We start from the raw sequence: 17,179 nt of genomic DNA on the forward strand, positions 1-17,179 counted from the left end.
TATGAGCGAGACCAAAGTTAAAATCAGATTTTACACAATTGCCGACTTTAATGAAGAAGAAATCTGGCTGAGAAAAGAACACCAAAGTGGATGGAAGCTTGTGAAAATGGTTCCGCCCTGTTTCTATCATTTCGAGAAATGCCAGCCAGAGGATGTAATCTACCGTCTTGATTTCAAAAACAACGGAGAAAATGCAGATTATATGCAAATGATGAAAGATTATAACTGGGAATATTTCGAACATTGTGTAGGATGGCTATATTTTAGGAAGCCAGCTGCAGAGGTACATACAGAAAATGACGGCGAGCTGTTTTCTGATAATGAATCCCGTGCCGCTATGATTGCGCATGTGATCAAAGTCCGCTTACTCCCGATTCTGGCCATTTTCCTGTGCGCCGTGGTTCCAAACGCCACAAGAATCTCTGCCGAAAGTGTAGGTAATATTATTTTTAGTGTAATTTGCAGTATCCTGCTTGTATTTTATGTTTATCTGATCGTGCACTGCACAGTGAAGCTAAAAAAATTAAAAGATGAAGTTACAATAAAATGAAATAAGTTAAGGTTTCCAAGCGGAAAACAGACAGCGGGCGAAAATCCACCTGCTGTCTGTAATATTTTCTAAATTTGTTTGTTCTTTATGCTTTCTCAAATACCAGAATCTTCTGTGCGAATTTCTTCACAATAGGCATCCAGGCTACCAGGCCGTACAGAGGGGTCAGGGTTAGCATGCCGCGGACGATGTTGTCGTCTTTTACTTTTCGGAAACCTGCGGCAATGTCTCCCAGGTCGTCAAAGCAGTTGGCACCCCAGGTAAAGGTGGCTCCGGTAGCTTTGATGGACTTCTCGATTCCTTCTTTTTTCACGAAGTAAGGACACAGGGTTTCCATGCATACATAGGCATTGTCAAAATGATCCCGTATAATTGCAAGCATCTTCTTTACTTCGTCTGCAGTCATATACATGGTAAGCCCCTCGATGATAAACAGCATTTTGCCCCGCACTTTGACCTGCTCCACCCATTTTTCGTCCAAAACAGAGCAGGCGATCGTTGAAATCCTGCCCTTTTCCTGATAGATTGAATCGCGCACCTCTATGGTTTCCGGCAGATCCAGGTTATACCAGGTGAGCCTTCCATTGTCCATACGGTATGCACGGGTGTCCAGTCCGCAGGCAATGTTCACCACAGTGCAGTCCGGGTATTTGGAAATAAACTCACTGACCAGTTCATCAAAAACAACGCTCCTTGCCACAATTCCGCCGCTCATGGCGGTATCTTTTTTTGCATTGCTGAAATCGTAATCCAGACGGTCGATCAGTTCCTCTGCCTTGGCATCGTGAAATTTGTTTTTGGGATTTTTGCTGTGCATGGCACGGGCATAAAAGCATTGAAGCATGGTTTCGGCGGTGCCGTTTAATTTGGGTTTGATTTTCTCATTATTCATTTCTGATGTTCCCCCTAATTTTCAAAGGTTTTCAGAAAATCGCGGATTGTACGCACGTAATCCTCCGACTTCAAAATCGTAGACAGATGACCTCCGGAAACATATGTAATTTTCGGATCATGCATGAGACGAATCAGGTTCTCCTGCATTTTGCCGGAAAAGAAATCCTGGTCTGGAAGAATCAGAAGGATTTTTCCTTTCAGCTGCTGGAAATTTTCTGCTGTAACAGGAGTCTGGTTCATCAGATCTGCCAGCAAACCAGAGATATGTACATCTTTCTCTTTTGTGTAATCTTTAAATATGATTTCAAACATATCCTGGGCGTAGGCAATCTCTTCCTTGCTTTCATTGCGGATATGGCTCATTCCTGCTTTGATCAGTTTTGGCTTCAGTTTTTCATAATTGCAGTGCTTCATATACCAGAGCATGACCGGGGCAAAGAAATACTTCTTTTTCAAAGTTTTCAAGGTTTCGGCATCCATTCCGCCGGTGGAAACCAGAACCATTCCCCCTGCCTCACCCGGGTATTTCTGAATGTAAATCTGCGCCACCATTCCACCGTCACTGGCTCCTACAAAGATTGGTTTTTTTACGCCAATTTTCCTGAAAAAGGCATGCATGCCCGTTACCAGTTCCTGGTTGGTCCGAAGCTCCTGTGGGTAATCGAAAAGCAGTACCTGGTAATCTTCCGAAAAGGCATCCACATAGTTCATCCACATTTCCAGCGTATTCATGCCGCCGTTCAGCATGACGAGCGTCTGGCTGTCCTTCCTGCCGTTTAATACATAATGAAATTTCGCACCATCAACCATCACATCTTCATATTTGTGTGAAGCCGCAAATGCTTTCAAATCCTCTGAATATGACATAACTTTCCTCCCCGCTTTTATTTCATCCACGTTTTTGCAGTACGTTGCAACTAACTTTTATTATATGCTCTTTTTCTCATTTTTTCAATTTTATCTTTTAGAAAAATATAAGCATCAAAAAACATCTACCATTTCTGATAGATGTTTTCAATCGAATCATAATTTGGATAAGTCAGATATCCACAGAATATCCATTTATCCACATGGTTATGGAAATACTGGTGTATAAATATACTTTTATTTTTCTTTCATTTACATAGCACCTCCAGGAAGTGCCGAAACTGCTGATAAATTGATACGGTCTAATGTATCCATCTGCTTAATTGCCAAATTTCTAAGCAATAATTCCTTGAAATCACCATCAAAAGTTGTTTCAACTTTTGTCAGACCATCCTCTGTCGTATAAATAAGCATATCTGTTTTTTCTTTGTTCATAAATCATTTTCTCCCTAAAAAAATCAGATACATTATCAGCTAACACATTGCAATAATAATCTTCCATATTCGCACTGATTTTACTGTGCATCTGGTTTTCGGTTGCTCAAGAGGCAAATTGTCTCGCAATGTACCGTCTCGCAGAACTGGTCCACGCTGCAGGTGCGCTGGATCTGGTAGCCGGCGGCGAGGAAGGAGGGGAGGTCCCGGGCCAGGCTGGTGGGTTTGCAGGAGATGTAGACGATGTTTTCTACGCCGTATGCAAGGATCTTTGGAAGAGCCTTGGGGTGGATGCCGTCGCGTGGGGGATCCAGGACGATCATGTCCGGCTTCTCGGTAAGGTCATCCAGCGCCTTCAGTACATCTCCGGCGATGAAACGGCAATTGGTCAGGCCGTTAAGGGCAGCGTTTACTTTGGCTGCTTCTACAGCTTCCTCCACAATCTCCACGCCGATCACTTCTTTCGCTACAGAAGCAAGAAGCTGGGCGATGGTTCCGGTGCCGCTGTAAAGGTCAAACACTTCCTTATCCTTGGTATCCCCAATGTAATCCCGCACAATGGAATACAGTACTTCTGCTGCCAGAGAGTTCGGCTGGAAGAAGGAAAAGGTGCTGATCTTAAAGCGCAAGCCCAAAAGTGTCTCATAAAAATAATCCTGTCCATAAAGAATCTGCGTCTCATCGCTCTGCACCACATCAGACAGGGAATCGTTGATGATGTGCATGATCCCCACGATTTTGCCCTCAAGAGGAAGGGCGAGCAGTCTGGAAACCAGCGGCGCATAGTCGTACTGGGCCTGGCTTGTGGTAATCACGTGAACCAGAATCTCTCCGGAGGTTACCCCTCTTCGAAGAAGCAGATGGCGCAGATATCCGGTGTGCTGCATTTTCTTATAATGTACAGCTCCAAGCTCTGTGAAAAAGTCCAGCACGCAGGAAAGAATGGCAGTCATGTCCGGATGCACCAGCTTACAATCGGATGCAGTCAGCACATCATAGGTGCTTCCTTTCTTGTGAAGTCCCAAAGACAGGGGACCGTCCTTAAACTCATCCCCAAAAGAGAATTCCATCTTATTCCGGTATCCAAACTCAATGGGACTTCCATGGATTCCCTCCCAGTGAAGATCCACGTCCTCCCCAACTGCTGCCTGAAGAAGACTCTTCACCTGATTTTCTTTCATCTTCAGCTGCTCTTCGTAAGACATGGTCTGATACATACAGCCTCCGCAGGCAGGGAAAATGCTACAGACAGGTTCCCGCACCTCAAGAGGTGATTTCTCCAGAACCTCCAGAAGTCTTCCCTCCACCCGGCCGGAACGCTTCTTGTTGATCATAAAACGGACCTTCTGTCCCGGAATTCCATTCTTTACAATTACTTTTTCTCCATCTATATTTACATATCCCTTATTGGGAAAATCCACTTTCTCAATAACCCCTTCGTAAATCTCGCCTTTTTTCATAATTCCTCCGTAAAAAAATAAGGTATACGGGAGAGCATAAATGCCATATGCCCGTATACCTCATTCGTTAATCCTTAATCATTTCTCTTCGTCCTCGAAATAATCGTCATAGTCATCATCGAAATCTTCTTCGAAATCCTCAAGATAATCCGGTGCAAAGAAGCGATATACTGCAAATGCAATTCCTGCAACAGCAGCTACAGCACCAACGATTGCCAGTACCCAGAGGACTGTATTTTTCTGCTTCTCTTCTTCTTTTTTCTTAAGTAATGATAATAATTCCTCGAGCTTATCCATTTTAATGTTCATGTGATACCATCCTCTCTTTCATATAGCTTGCATGTGCATTCTGAAGCAGTTTCCTAAAATAGCCAACTAACTTCTGCACCGAAACACCAGAGCGTATTCAAAAAGTCTCCGGCACCCGACTTACATTTATTGCAATCTTCATCAGGTTTATTTATTATACCACTTTTGCTACCATTTTACCATAGTTAATCTTTTTATTTTGAATTTTTCGTTTCAAAGCATAGCGCTAATCGCAGGGCGCACAATTATATTTTCTTCAACTTGGCGAAGCTTGCGAACATCTTCTTGACGCCTACCTTGTCAAATTCCACCGTAACCTCGTAGTCCCGGCCGCCCTCCACGATTTCCTTTACGATTCCCACGCCGAATTTAATATGGCGAACCGTATCTCCAACCTCATAATCTAGGGAACCGGATTTGGTCACCTTAAATTCCCTTGGTTTGTAGTTACGGCTCTGGAGAATCTCCTTCATCTTGGAATACTTGGTAGGAGTTGGGATCAGATCCTCGGCCTTCGGCTTTTTCTCCTGGATAGTATGTCCCAGATCTACAAGCTCACGGGGAATCTCTCTTACAAAACGGGAAACCTTATTGTACTGGGTTTCCCCGCGGATCATTCTCTGCTGTGCACATGTCAGCGTCAGATCCTTCATGGCACGGGTAATTCCCACATAACAGAGCCTGCGCTCCTCTTCCAGTTCTCCGTCATCTCCATAGCTGATGGTCATATGGCTTGGGAAAATGCCGTCCTCCATTCCCACCATAAACACCTTTGGGAACTCCAGGCCCTTGGCGCTATGTAAGGTCATAAGCAGTACATAGTCCTGGTCCGGATCTACCGTATCAATATCGGCAACCAGCGCCACTTCTTCCAGAAAACCGGAAAGTGTAGCAGGCTGATTCTGCTCTTCCATAGCCTCCTGATAAGCCACAGTTTTGGAAATCAACTCGTCAATGTTCTCGATTCTGGCCCTGGATTCCTCCGTATCCTCAGCTTCCAGCTCTGCCACATATCCGGTATCATCAATCACCTCCTGCAGCAGTTCTTCCACAGAAAGCACATCCGCCTTGCTCTTCAGGCTCTGGATAAACGTAACAAAACCGTCGATCTTGGATAGGCTTCTTCCAATGGAAGGAACCTCCTCTGCCACCCGAAGAGCCTCATACAGGCTGATTCCCATATTGTCTGCATAGTCCTGGACACGTCCAAGTGTAGTGGCACCGATTCCGCGCTTGGGCACATTGATGATTCTCTGCACAGCAAGGTCATCTCTGGCATTGTCAATGGTTTTCAGATAGCACAGAAGATCCTTGATTTCCTTACGGGCGTAGAAGTTCACGCCGCCTACCAGCTTATAGGGAATGTTGGCTGCAATAAATTTCTCCTCAAAAATTCGTGACTGAGCATTGGTGCGGTAAAGAATGGCGCAGTCCCGATAGCTTCCCATTCCTTCCCTCTTCATCCTGCCAATCTCCCCTGCTACATATTCCGCCTCCTCATAAGCATTGAAAAACTGCCGGAAATGCACCTTGCTGCCCTCTTCATTCTCGGTCCACAAAGTCTTGGCCTTACGCTCGGTATTATTGGCGATCACCTGGTTGGCAGCGTTCAGAATGTTCTTGGTGGAGCGGTAATTCTGCTCCAGGCGGATTACCTTTGCATCTGGAAAAACACGCTCAAAGCCAAGGATATTCCCAATATTTGCCCCGCGGAACTTGTAAATAGACTGGTCATCATCACCCACCACGCACAGATTCTCATATTTCTGTGCCAGAAGGCTGATAAATTTAAACTGCGCAGTATTGGTATCCTGGTACTCGTCTACCATAATATATTTGAACCGCTCCTGATAGTACTCCAACACAGCGCCGCAGTTCTGGAAAAGTTCCACAGTTTTCACGATCAGGTCATCAAAATCCAGGGCGTTGTTCTTGCGAAGGGCAGCCTGATATTCCCGGTAAACAGAGGCTACTTTCTTCATATTATAATCCCCTGCTGCCTTCATCTCCATATCATCCGGCGTCAGCAGTTCGTCCTTGGCATGGGAAATCTGAGCCAGAAGGGACCGCTCCTTATACACCTTGGTATCAATGTTCAGCTTCCTGCACACATCCTTCATCAGGGATTTCTGGTCATCTGTATCGTAGATGGTAAAATTGGTGTCATATCCCAGATTGTCAATGTGTCTGCGCAGGATCCGCACGCAGGCAGAATGGAAGGTAGACACCCAGATGCTCTCGGAACCAAATCCCACCAGCTTGTCCACACGTTCTCTCATCTCCTGGGCTGCCTTGTTGGTAAAAGTGATAGCAAGGATGTTCCATGGATTGACCCCCATCTCTTCCATCAGGTAGGCGATTCTGTGAGTCAGCACTCTGGTCTTGCCTGACCCTGCACCAGCCAGAATCAGAACCGGTCCTTCAGTCTGCGCCACTGCCTCGCGCTGCGGCGGATTTAATGTATCGTATATGCTCATCTATTTTCTCCTATATAAAATTCCAGGTTCATTGTCTCATATGGGTAACCATAACAGTAAAATTCATTATACATGAAATCCTCTTTTCCCACAACCCCGCGCATGCAAAAAAGCAAACATAGTTTCGGTTTCCCTCTTCCATTTTTACAGAAACTGAAAAAAACAGTTTACAAGTAGTTTTAAAAACTATATAATAGGGAGCAGAGGTGATAAAAAAATGACAGAAGACGATAAATCCGTATTCAGAAGCATTCTGGACCACATTTCCGGAATGGATTATATAAAGCCGGAAGATCTCCCGAACATTGATCTTTACATGGATCAGGTCACAACCTTCATGGAAGATCAGCTTGCATCCACCAAGCGCCACGAGGACGACAAGATCCTCACCAAGACCATGATCAACAATTATGCGAAGAACAACCTGCTCCCTTCCCCGGAGAAGAAGCGTTATTCCAAGGATCATCTTCTCATGCTGATCTTCATCTATTATTTTAAGAATATTTTGTCCATCACAGACATCCAGAAGCTTCTGGGTCCTATCACGGAGAAGTATTTCAAGGGCGAGCCAGGCAAGGACATGACCTATGTATATAATGAAGTATTCGGCATGGAGAACCGCAAGATCGACCAGCTGATCAAGAATGTCCTCAAGGACTACCGTTTCTCCAGCGCTACCTTCCAGGATGCAGACGAGGAGGACCAGGAATTCTTAAAGCGCTTCAGCTTTATCTGCCTGATGAGCTTCGACGTCTACATCAAGAAGATGATCATTGAGAAAATGATCGATGACATCTCCCCCGCAGAGGATAAATCCTCCAAGAAAACAAAAGAGAAATAAAACTTCTCTCCCTACACCGCCACAAAACCCGCGAATCACCATCCAATGATCCGCGGGTTTTCTTTCGTGCATGTAAGTCCTGTTCTATTGTCTGTCATTTCCAGAGCGGGAACTTCAAAGCTCCTTATTCGTCCTTCTGGTCCAGCGGACGATTCTGCTCCTTCTTCTCTTCCATTCTCTTAAATACCATGTCGTAGCCGTCATTACCATAGTTCAGGGAACGGTTTACACGGCTGATGGTCGCTGTGGAAGCACCTGTCTTCTCAGAGATGTCCAGATAAGTTCTCTTATCCATCAGCATCTTGGCAACCTCAAATCTCTGGGATAAAGAAAGAAGCTCATTAATGGTACACACATCCTCAAAGAAAGTGTAGCACTCTTCCTTATCCTTCAGACAAAGTATGGCCTCAAAAAGATGGTCAACTGCCTCAGTTCTGATATTTTTACTCATTTCGCTACTCCTTTTTCTATCTTTAATTGTTGCTATTCTATTTTCAATAATTACTATTTTAACACGCTAACGTGTGATAAGCAAGCAATTTCGAGAATATTTTTTTGTGAAAATTTTATACATTTTGATTTTCAAATTGCTTTTTTTCCACAGATTCGTTATACTATTGCATAAGCTATAACGCCGGGACTGATTCCGGCTTTACAACAAACAGAAAAGAGGAGTATATGAATGGATCGTTTCTTCAACATGGATAACAAATTTTTCACCTTTATGAGCAGAGTAGCAGATCTTATCATTCTGAATATTCTGTGCATCGTCTGCTGTATCCCAATTGTTACAATCGGCCCTTCCATTTCTGCCATGTTCTATGTCACAATGAAGATGGTACGCAATGAAGAATCCTACATTGTACGCGGCTTTTTCAAATCCTTTAAGCAGAATCTGAAGCAGGGCATCGTCATCAATCTGATCATGCTGGCTGCCGCAGTTCTCCTTGCCATTGACATCAGCATCTGCCGCGGCACAGCAGGCTCCCTTGGCAAGGTACTCCTGGTGATCTTCATGATGATCCTGGTGGTTTACCTGATGCTTTTCATGTACATCTACCCGGTACTTGCCAAATTTTACAACACTATCAAGAACACCTTTACCAACGCATTTTTGATGTCCATCCGTCATCTTCCTTATACAGCACTGATGATCCTGATCTCTGCTGCACCGGCCCTGGCATTCTTTATTCCAAGCGCCCAGCTCCAGTCTACCGTGATCCTGCTTCTGGTGCTCCTTGGATTTTCCGGAATTGCTTACATCAATTCACATTTCTTTGTGAAAATTTTTGACAAATACATCCCGGAGGAAACCAGCGAACCAGATCCGGATTGTATAGTAGATCACAGCCAGGATCCTGATGTGCGATGAATAACTGGAACGGCAAGCCCTATCATTCCCTTGACTATATGCTGCGGGAACGGTTCGGGGAAAAGGTTTACAAGGTTACACTGAACGGAGGCATGAGCTGTCCCAACCGGGACGGCATCATCGGGCACGGCGGCTGTATTTTCTGCAGTGAAGGGGGCAGCGGAGATTTCGCCGCAAGCGCAGCCCTTTCCATCACCAGGCAGATTGACAGCCAGATTGAAATGCTGTCCGCCAAGCGTCCAATCCACAAATATATTGCCTATTTCCAGGCATATACCAATACCTATGCTCCGGTTCCTTATCTGGAGCGGATTTTCACAGAAGCCATTTCCCATCCAGGGATTGTGGCGCTTTCCATCGGCACCCGTCCAGACTGCCTGGGAGAGGATGTGATAGAACTTCTCTCTCGCCTGAATAAAAGAAAGCCCGTCTGGGTAGAGCTTGGACTGCAGACCATCCATGAATCTACTGTCGCCTATATCCGCCGGGGCTATCCTCTTTCCTGCTTCGAGGATGCACTTTGCAGGCTTCGAAAGGCAGGACTTGAAGTGGTGGTGCACACCATTCTCGGACTTCCGGGGGAAAATAGGGAAGATATGCTGGCAACTATGGATTACTTAAGTGCCTGTGACATCCAGGGCATTAAGCTGCAGCTTCTCCATGTTCTGAAAGGCACCGACCTTGCATATGATTATCTTGCCGGGAAATTTAAAGTGTTGGAACGAGACCAATACATTGACCTTGTAATCGACTGTCTGGAGCATCTGGACCCGTCCATTGTGATCCACCGGGTTACCGGGGACGGCCCAAAAGATCTGCTCATTGCACCTTTATGGGCAAGCCGCAAAAGAGAAGTCCTCAATCTTCTTCACCACCGATTGAAGGAAAGACAGAGTTTTCAGGGAAAAGCCAGAAAGGAGGCTTGAAAATGGCAACACCATTTACTGTTTACAAGCTGATCATTTTATATATGCTTCGAAATTCATCCTCTCCCATTACCAATTCCGAGATTTCTGAATTTATTCTGGACCGGGAATACACCAATTATTTCCATTTGCAGCAGGCTCTTTCCGAGCTTGAGGAGACGGAGCTGATCGAGAAGCGTACCATTTCCAATACTTCCTATTATTATCTCACTGAAGATGGCAAAAACACGCTTACCTATTTTGAGAATGATATTTCCCAGGACATCCGCACCGAGGTGCTGCAGTATTTAGCTGCCAGAGGTGCTTCCGCCAAGAACCAGGTTAAGGCTCCTGCGGACTACTACATCAATAACCAGGGGGAATATGTGGTGCACCTGCAGCTTTTGCAGAAGGGAGCTTCCGTGATTGATCTTTCTCTTGCGGCACCATCCCTTACGGCAGCCAAGGCAATGTGTAAGCAATGGCCGAAGAAATACGAAGAAATATATGCAAAAATAATGGAGGGGCTTCTGTAAAGCTCCTCCATTTTATTACCACTTCTACTGTTTATTTCTTCGTATAAATTCCATATGCTCTTTCAATTTCTTCTCATATCCCATATCGGACAACTCATAGAATTTCTCATCCTTAATTTCATCTGGAAGATACTGCTGCTGTACATAGTGATTCGGATAATCGTGGGCATACTTATAGCCGATTCCATGACCCAGCTTCTCATGCCCGCCATAGTGTGCATCCTGGAGATGTACAGGCACTGTGGTCTTGGTGCGCTTCACGCTGTTCATCGCTGCAAAGATCGCATTCACAGCGGCGTTGCTCTTCGGCGCGCATGCCATATAAGCAACAGCCTGGGAAAGGATGATCTGGGATTCCGGCATGCCTACCCGCTCTACTGCCTGCGCCGCAGCAGTTGCCACCACAAGGGCCTGGGGATCTGCATTTCCAATATCTTCGGAAGCAAGGATCATAATACGTCTTGCAATAAACTTCACATCTTCCCCTGCATACAGCATCTTCGCAAGATAATACACTGCAGCATCCGGGTCTGAGCCGCGCATGCTTTTAATGAATGCGGAAATAATGTCGTAATGGTTATCTCCGTTCTTATCATAGCGTACCACACGCTTCTGGATACACTCAGAAGCCACATCCAGTGTAATATGGATCTTGCCGTCATCAGACCTGGGAGTCGTCAGAATCCCCAGCTCTATGGCGTTTAAAGCGCTTCTGGCATCTCCTCCTGCCATATCTGCAAGAAACTCCAGGGCATCCTCGTCCAGAACTGCTCCATAGCTTCCCATGCCTTTCTCTTTGTCATTGACAGCCCGAAGAATCAGTTCCTTAATCTCCGGAATTTCCAGCGCCTTCAGTTCGAACACAATAGACCGGGACAAAAGAGCCCCGTTTACCTCGAAATAAGGATTCTCTGTAGTTGCACCGATCAGGATAATGGTGCCATCCTCCACAAATGGCAGAAGATAATCCTGCTGTCCCTTATTGAAGCGGTGGATCTCATCGATAAAAAGGATGGTCTTCCTTCCGTACATGCCAAGGGCATTCTGAGCCTGCTTCACCACCTCTTCCATGTCCTTCTTGCCGGCTACAGTGGCATTGATCTGGGTAAAATCTGCGCTGGTGGTATTGGCGATGACCTTGGCAAGGGTGGTCTTGCCGGTTCCCGGAGGTCCGTAAAAAATAACAGAAGTCAGCTTATCTGCCTTAATTGCCCGGTAAAGCAGCTTATCCTTTCCTACAATGTGCTGCTGCCCTACAACTTCCTCCAGACGGGTAGGACGAAGCCTGGAAGCCAGCGGCGACTCATTCTCCATTGTCTTTGCTTTTGCATATTCAAATAAATCCATGTATTTTCTCCATTTTTTGTTTCTTACTCAGATGTATTATACCGCACATTTGTTCTAATTATAATCCATCTTCCCAATTTAGGCAAATCTTTTTCTTTGCATTTTCTCACGGCAGCACCAGTTCATCCACAGTCACAAACTCATACCCCTGTGCCGTCAGCAGATCCACGATCTGAAGGGCTGCATCCACAGAGCTCTGATATGCGTCGTGCATCAGAATCACCGCCCCATCCTCAATCTCTGATTCCACGATCTGCATCACCGCATTCACATTCTGGCTTTTCCAGTCCAATGTGTCAATGTCCCAAAGAACCGGAAACATGTTCACATAAAAGTCCAGATTCTTCTGCCACTCCCCGTAAGGCGGACGAAGCCACATGGGATATTCTCCTGTGATATCGTAAATTTCCTGATTGGTGGCTTCGATTTCTGTTCGGGCTGCCTCCTTGGAGATTTTGCACAGCTCCACATGGTTGTAGGTATGGTTCCCGATCAGATGTCCTTCTGCCTGCATCCGCTTCACCAGTTCTTCTTTTCCCTCTATATTTTTCCCCATAAGAAAAAAGGTGGCATGGACGCCTCTTTCTTTCAGTCCCTCCAGAAGCAGGGGCGTATACTTGCTGCTTGGACCATCATCGAAGGTCAGAGCTACTCTTTTCTTTTCCTGAACCAATCCCCGGTTCTGATCAAAATCTGCCTTCGCGTCTCCGTTTTTTGCTGCATTTGTCAGCTGTACGGCTTCCTCTCCCGCCGTTCCCGTCTCCCCTTCCTTTTCCAGAATAGCTCCAGCCCCCAGCCTTGCGCACAAAAGAACCAGAACCAGCCCCTGCACCCACATCACCAGATGCCCTGTTTTTACTTTCATCTCTTCGCCGCCTGACATCTGTCTTTCCTGATAATATATGTGGATTTTCTTCAGACTATGAAAAGAGCACCGACAATTTCTTTTTTGAAAAAGCCGATGCTCTGTGATTCTTCTTATTTCAGTTTGCCCAAAGGAAGAACTTATTTGTTCTTCAGCATGTTCAGCTGGTTCTCGATTTCCTCGATGCACTTGTCATAGCCAAGCTTGCTGCTGTCCAGGCACAGGTCATACTGGGTGGCATCCTTCCACTCCTGGCCTGTAAATCTGCGGTAGTACTCGTCCTTGCGCCTGTCATCCCTCTGAAGGAATTTCTCAATCTCCCTGGTACTCATGCTCAGCTTCTCAGCAGCTTTTTCCATACGGAAATCCCAGTTTGCATGAACAAATACGCGAAGTACATTTGGATAATCCTTCAGCACAAAATTAGCACATCTTCCGATGATCACGCAGGATTCCTTCTCCGCCAGCTCGCGGATCACTTTTGCCTGATAATTAAACAGGTTTTCATCAGAGGTAAAATCCTTGCTCTGAGGCGGAATCAGCTCTCCGCTGTAAATTCCTTTTTTGCCAAACAGCGGGCGTCTGGCACTTGTGTACTCGTCCACTCTTCCGAAAAGAGTCTCGTGAATACCGCTGTCCTCGGATGCTATGCGGATGATGTCCTTGTCGTAATATCCAATTCCTAATTTCTTCGCAAGCATTTCACCTACGGTACGTCCGCCGCTTCCGTACTGTCTTGCAATGGTAATTACGAAATTGTCCATATTTCTCCTCCTTATTATCCCGGCAAAGCTCCTTTTTGCTGCCTTGCCGGATTAATTTTCAAATGGATTTATTCTCCAAGATAAGCCTTCTGTACAGCCTCATCATTGAGCAGGTCGCTTGCTTTTCCGCTCATGGTGATCTTGCCGGTCTCAAGGACATAAGCACGGTCTGCGATGGAAAGTGCCTTCTTGGCATTCTGCTCTACCAGAAGTACAGTGGTGCCGCCTTCGCTTACCACACGGATAATATCAAAAATTTCATTTACAAAAATCGGAGAAAGCCCCATGGAAGGCTCGTCCATTACGATCAGTCTTGGCTTGCTCATAAGGGCACGTCCCATGGCAAGCATCTGCTGCTCACCGCCGGAAAGAGTACCGGCGCGCTGTCCTTTACGCTCTTCCAGTCTTGGGAAACGCTTGTATACGCCGACAAGGCTCTCCTGGATCTCTGCCTTGTCCTTACGTGTATAAGCACCCATGATCAGGTTCTCATAAACACTTAAGTCTGCGAATACGCGGCGTCCTTCCGGAACATGTGCGATTCCCATCTCAACGATCTTATGCGCCGGAACTTTGGTAATATCTTTTCCTTCAAAAACAACGGAACCTTCTTTTGCGGAAAGAAGTCCGGTAAGAGTCTGCAGTGTAGTGGTTTTTCCTGCACCGTTGGCACCGATCAGGGCGATGACCTCTCCCTGGTTTACCTCAAAGGAAATTCCTTTCAGAGCCTGAATTACACCATAATATACGTGTAAATCCTTTACTTCCAACATTGCCATTTCTATATTTCCTCCTTATTCGCCCAGATATGCAGTAACAACAGTCGGGTCTTTGAGAACCTTAGAGGTCTCGCCCTGACAGAGAACCTGTCCGAAGTTCAGTACGGTCAGCTCCTCGCAGATACCGCCAACCAGCTTCATATCATGCTCGATCAGCAGGATCGTCATGTTAAAATGGTCTCTTACAAAGCGAATGGTATCCATCAGCTCCTGTGTCTCATTGGGGTTCATACCTGCTGCAGGCTCATCCAGAAGAAGAAGCTTGGGATCTGTGGCAAGTGCTCTGGCGATCTCCAGCTTACGCTGTTTACCATAAGGGAGGTTTCCCGCAAGAAGCTCTGCTTCCTGATCCAGGTTAAACACCTTCAGGATCTCCATGGCACGCTCGTTCATTTCTTTTTCCACCTTGAAGTACTTCGGAAGTCTTAAGATTCCGGTAAGGGTCGAATATTTATGATGGTTGTGCAGGCCTGCCTTAACATTGTCCAGCACTGTCATATCCTTGAAAAGACGGATATTCTGGAAGGTACGGGCAATACCTGCCTTGTTGATGTCGATAATGCTTTTTCCTGTAATGTCCTGTCCGTCCAGCTTGATAATTCCCTCATTAGGCTTGTATACACCTGTGAGAAGGTTGAATACCGTTGTTTTTCCGGCACCGTTTGGTCCGATCAGGCCGTACAGCTCGCCTTTCTCAATTTTCATATGAAAATTATCTACAGCGTGAAGACCGCCAAACTGGATGGAAAGATTGTTTACCTCTAACATTGCCATAATTAAGCCGCCTCCTTTTCTTTGCCATGACCTTTGATCTTCTCAACAATACGGCTTCTGAAATCTCTTGCAGCAGGAGCCCAGTTGAACAGCATCATTGCGATCATAACGATTGCATAGATCAGCATACGGTATGTGGAGAATCCACGAAGCAGCTCAGGAAGTGCATAAAGCACGATGGTTGCGAGAATGCTTCCGCGAAGATTTCCCATTCCTCCAAGGATGACATATACCAGAATGGTAATGGACATATTGTAATCGAAGATAGAAACCTTCAGCATGGAAAGGTTGTGGGCATAAAGCACGCCAGCCACTCCTGCAATTGCAGCGGAAATGGTAAATGCAAGCAGCTTGTTCTTTGTTACGTTGATACCGATGGACTCGGCTGCGATACGGTTGTCACGGGTTGAAGTGATAGCACGTCCGCTTCTGGAATTTACCAGGTTCTGGATTACGAAAAGCACGATCAGGATCAGGATCACGCCGATCAGGAAGAAATAATCCTTGATGTCTTTGTAAAGGGTGGAAGTTCCGGAAACTCCAAGGGCACCCTTGATGATCTGCTTTCCGCCTGGATCCAGCTTCAGGTTGGCTGCGCTTGTTGCAACATGAAGCCCTTTGTCATCTACGCCAACATAGAGAATGTTGATCAGGTTCTTGATGATCTCACCAAATGCCAGGGTTACGATAGCCAGATAGTCACCGCGAAGTCTCAGTACCGGAATACCGATGAGAACTCCAAAAACAGCAGCAACCACTGCACCTACCAGGATTGCAAGGATCAGTCTTGGAACAGACGGGATCAGATCACTGGTAACATGGGAAAATACAGCACTGGAATAAGCTCCAACGCACATAAAGCCAGCATGTCCAAGACTCAGCTCTCCGGAATAACCAACTACCAGGTTCAGGGAAAGGGAAGCGATGGTGTAAACGCAGATGGGAACCAGAAGTCCGGTAAGCAGTCGGGACAGGTTTCCGGTTGAGGAAAGGATCTGTACCACTGCGAAAATGGCGATTACCATGCCATATGTAATAAAGTTATTCTTTGTTGTTTTGTTCACTGTCTTTTTCATATCGGCCACCTCATACTTTCTCCTGGATGTTCTTGCCGAACAGTCCAGATGGTTTTACAAGCAGCACGACGATCAGAACTGCAAACACGATGGCGTCTGCAACCTGAGAAGAAATATATGCCTTACTGAAGATCTCGATAACTCCAAGAAGGATTCCTCCTACCATGGCTCCCGGGATAGATCCGATTCCGCCGAATACGGCTGCTACGAATGCCTTGATACCAGGCATGGCTCCTGTATATGGAGTCAGAGTCGGATATGCAGAACAAAGCAGAAGGCCTGCGATTGCGGCAAGTCCGGAACCGATTGCGAAAGTAAGGGAAATGGTTGCGTTTACATTGACACCCATCAGCTGTGCAGCGTCGCGGTCCTCAGAGACAGCCTGCATGGCACGTCCTGGTTTGGTTTTCTTTACGAAAAGCTGAAGGCCGACCATAATTACGATACATACAAGGATAGTTACGATGGTAACACCTTTGACGGTAAGCTGTCCGCCGAAAAGTACCAGTGACGGAACATTGATAACCGGAACGAAACTCTTGGCATCTGCGCCGAAGATCAGAAGGGCCAGGTTCTGAAGCAGATAGCTGACACCGATGGCGGTGATCAGAACTGCCAGGTTGGATGATGCTTTACGAAGAGGTCTGTAGGCAACTGCCTCAATTACAACACCTGCTGCGGTACAGATCACTACGGAAAGGATGATTGCCAAAATTGGTGACATATTGGCTTTGGTGACTGCTGTCAGGATTACAAATGCTCCAACCATGATAACGTCGCCATGTGCGAAATTCAGCATTTTTGCAATACCATATACCATTGTATAGCCCAGGGCGATGATGGCGTAGATACTGCCCAGGCTGATACCATCTTTTAAATAGGATATAAAACTCATAATGCACCTCTTAACTGGATTTTTTCCATGAGC

19 protein-coding genes are annotated in these 17,179 nt (G+C 46.0%); 5 read left to right on the plus strand and 14 right to left on the minus strand.

Annotated elements, in window-relative coordinates:
- Window position 1: 1 nt before the first annotated feature.
- Window positions 2–550 (plus strand): DUF2812 domain-containing protein, encoded by a 549-nt coding sequence (locus OCV70_RS01375; protein WP_021926148.1) that lies wholly within the window; start codon window positions 2–4, stop codon window positions 548–550.
- Window positions 551–635: 85 nt separating this feature from the next.
- Here OCV70_RS01375 and OCV70_RS01380 read toward each other — a convergent pair whose 3' ends face one another.
- From OCV70_RS01380 to pcrA, 6 genes are all read right to left on the minus strand, one after another.
- The gene (locus tag OCV70_RS01380) at window positions 636–1,442 is read right to left on the minus strand and encodes a class I SAM-dependent methyltransferase (RefSeq protein WP_117850786.1); all 807 of its coding nucleotides are present in this window, start codon (window positions 1,440–1,442) and stop codon (window positions 636–638) included.
- A 14-nt stretch (window positions 1,443–1,456) separates the two neighbouring features.
- Entirely contained in the window at window positions 1,457–2,311 is an 855-nt protein-coding gene (locus tag OCV70_RS01385; protein ID WP_117850788.1) for an alpha/beta fold hydrolase, read from the minus strand.
- Between the two features lie 252 nt (window positions 2,312–2,563).
- Window positions 2,564–2,746 (minus strand): hypothetical protein, encoded by a 183-nt coding sequence (locus tag OCV70_RS01390; protein WP_021926151.1) that lies wholly within the window; start codon window positions 2,744–2,746, stop codon window positions 2,564–2,566.
- An 80-nt stretch (window positions 2,747–2,826) separates the two neighbouring features.
- Window positions 2,827–4,206 (minus strand): 23S rRNA (uracil(1939)-C(5))-methyltransferase RlmD, encoded by a 1,380-nt coding sequence (gene rlmD / locus OCV70_RS01395; protein WP_117850790.1) that lies wholly within the window; start codon window positions 4,204–4,206, stop codon window positions 2,827–2,829.
- 78 nt (window positions 4,207–4,284) lie between these two features.
- Entirely contained in the window at window positions 4,285–4,515 is a 231-nt protein-coding gene (locus tag OCV70_RS01400) for a hypothetical protein (protein ID WP_021926153.1), read from the minus strand.
- Between the two features lie 245 nt (window positions 4,516–4,760).
- A complete protein-coding gene (gene pcrA, locus OCV70_RS01405; RefSeq protein WP_173765911.1) occupies window positions 4,761–6,992 on the minus strand; it encodes a DNA helicase PcrA in 2,232 nt (743 codons plus the stop codon).
- Between the two features lie 217 nt (window positions 6,993–7,209).
- Here pcrA and OCV70_RS01410 point away from each other — a divergent pair, with 217 nt between their 5' ends.
- Window positions 7,210–7,833 (plus strand): DUF1836 domain-containing protein, encoded by a 624-nt coding sequence (locus OCV70_RS01410; RefSeq protein ID WP_021926155.1) that lies wholly within the window; start codon window positions 7,210–7,212, stop codon window positions 7,831–7,833.
- A 124-nt stretch (window positions 7,834–7,957) separates the two neighbouring features.
- Here OCV70_RS01410 and OCV70_RS01415 read toward each other — a convergent pair whose 3' ends face one another.
- Window positions 7,958–8,284 carry a YerC/YecD family TrpR-related protein gene (locus OCV70_RS01415; protein ID WP_021926156.1) on the minus strand — a complete coding sequence of 109 codons (327 nt, stop codon included), beginning with the start codon at window positions 8,282–8,284 and terminating at the stop codon, window positions 7,958–7,960.
- A 231-nt stretch (window positions 8,285–8,515) separates the two neighbouring features.
- Here OCV70_RS01415 and OCV70_RS01420 point away from each other — a divergent pair, with 231 nt between their 5' ends.
- Genes OCV70_RS01420 through OCV70_RS01430 form a run of 3 tightly spaced genes read left to right on the plus strand, consistent with a single transcriptional unit; the run spans window position 8,516 to window position 10,646 of the window.
- Window positions 8,516–9,205 carry a YesL family protein gene (locus OCV70_RS01420; protein WP_173765909.1) on the plus strand — a complete coding sequence of 230 codons (690 nt, stop codon included), beginning with the start codon at window positions 8,516–8,518 and terminating at the stop codon, window positions 9,203–9,205.
- Window positions 9,202–10,131, plus strand: a complete 930-nt coding sequence (mnmL, locus tag OCV70_RS01425; protein ID WP_173765907.1) for a tRNA modification radical SAM protein MnmL/YtqA — start codon at window positions 9,202–9,204, stop codon at window positions 10,129–10,131. The genes OCV70_RS01420 and mnmL overlap by 4 nt, the downstream gene beginning before the upstream one ends.
- A gap of 2 nt (window positions 10,132–10,133) precedes the next feature.
- A complete protein-coding gene (locus tag OCV70_RS01430; protein ID WP_021926159.1) occupies window positions 10,134–10,646 on the plus strand; it encodes a DUF4364 family protein in 513 nt (170 codons plus the stop codon).
- A gap of 24 nt (window positions 10,647–10,670) precedes the next feature.
- Here OCV70_RS01430 and OCV70_RS01435 read toward each other — a convergent pair whose 3' ends face one another.
- The 7 genes from OCV70_RS01435 to OCV70_RS01465 form a co-directional block, all read right to left on the minus strand.
- On the minus strand, window positions 10,671–11,993 hold the full coding sequence (locus OCV70_RS01435; RefSeq protein WP_021926160.1) for a replication-associated recombination protein A: 1,323 nt from the start codon (window positions 11,991–11,993) through the stop codon (window positions 10,671–10,673).
- Window positions 11,994–12,099: 106 nt separating this feature from the next.
- Window positions 12,100–12,858, minus strand: coding sequence for a polysaccharide deacetylase family protein (locus OCV70_RS01440; protein ID WP_243280710.1), 759 nt, complete (start codon window positions 12,856–12,858; stop codon window positions 12,100–12,102).
- Window positions 12,859–12,998: 140 nt separating this feature from the next.
- Window positions 12,999–13,622 (minus strand): cytidylate kinase-like family protein, encoded by a 624-nt coding sequence (locus tag OCV70_RS01445; RefSeq protein WP_173765905.1) that lies wholly within the window; start codon window positions 13,620–13,622, stop codon window positions 12,999–13,001.
- Window positions 13,623–13,690: 68 nt separating this feature from the next.
- Complete coding sequence (locus tag OCV70_RS01450) at window positions 13,691–14,401, minus strand: ABC transporter ATP-binding protein (RefSeq protein WP_117850803.1); 711 nt, start codon at window positions 14,399–14,401, stop codon at window positions 13,691–13,693.
- Between the two features lie 15 nt (window positions 14,402–14,416).
- Window positions 14,417–15,175, minus strand: coding sequence for an ABC transporter ATP-binding protein (locus OCV70_RS01455; protein ID WP_021926164.1), 759 nt, complete (start codon window positions 15,173–15,175; stop codon window positions 14,417–14,419).
- A 2-nt stretch (window positions 15,176–15,177) separates the two neighbouring features.
- A complete protein-coding gene (locus OCV70_RS01460; protein WP_117850924.1) occupies window positions 15,178–16,251 on the minus strand; it encodes a branched-chain amino acid ABC transporter permease in 1,074 nt (357 codons plus the stop codon).
- 10 nt (window positions 16,252–16,261) lie between these two features.
- Window positions 16,262–17,146 (minus strand): branched-chain amino acid ABC transporter permease, encoded by an 885-nt coding sequence (locus OCV70_RS01465; protein ID WP_117850805.1) that lies wholly within the window; start codon window positions 17,144–17,146, stop codon window positions 16,262–16,264.
- Between the last annotated feature and the right edge of the window lie 33 nt (window positions 17,147–17,179).

Source organism: Blautia acetigignens (genome assembly GCF_025566865.1).
Classification (GTDB): domain Bacteria; phylum Bacillota; class Clostridia; order Lachnospirales; family Lachnospiraceae; genus Blautia_A; species Blautia_A acetigignens.